This window comes from endosymbiont of Riftia pachyptila (vent Ph05), assembly GCF_000224455.1.
GTDB classification, from domain to species: Bacteria; Pseudomonadota; Gammaproteobacteria; order Chromatiales; family Chromatiaceae; genus Endoriftia; species Endoriftia persephonae.
On the sequence record NZ_AFOC01000191.1, the window covers coordinates 1 to 659 of the forward strand.

Consider the following 659-nt stretch of genomic DNA (forward strand, 5'->3'; position numbering starts at 1 on the left):
GTAACCGACGCTGCTGGAAACAGCGCCACCCCCCTGGAGCGCACTGTAATCGTTGGTCCGGCACTGGCCATGACTGTGAGCAAAAATCCCCACCAGTTGCAGTTCGACTGGCCGCTCCCAGACGGCCACGCCGTTCCTGACCACTACCGCCTACTGGTGGATCCTGATGGCGTATCTGGATTCAGCGAGGTGGCTGGGGCAGGCACCCTCACAACAACCAACCACACTATCGGGATCGCCACCCACCTGATTAACTGGAACGAGGGACAGTATAAGGTCGAGGCCTGTTTTGGAACCCAGTGTTTCGGCTCACCGGTTGTGGCACTCATTCCATCCGACTCAGTTGGTGCCATCAGCTACTTCAAGGCCTCAGATACCAGCACGGGCGACCAGTTCGGCCACTCCGTTGCAGTAAGCGCCGATGGCACGACCATGGCAGTAGGTGCCCCCGAACAGGGAACTTTCGGCAAAGTCTATCTCTTCACCAATAGCGGCGGTATATGGACTGGGTTGGGCAATGTCAGTGCCAACAACACTGGAGCAGGTGACAAGTTCGGCATCTCGGTTGCACTCAGCTCCGACGGCAACACCTTGGCGGTGGGCGCATACGCCGAAGACAGCAGTGTCGGTGGTATCGACCCCACCGCCAACGATAGCGC

General features: G+C 58.9%; 1 protein-coding gene. It reads left to right on the forward strand.

The genetic code is table 11. The features are described from left to right. Positions 1-659: FG-GAP repeat protein (locus tag RIFP1SYM_RS16160; RefSeq protein WP_039960904.1), on the forward strand; the 659-nt coding region annotated here is incomplete at both ends.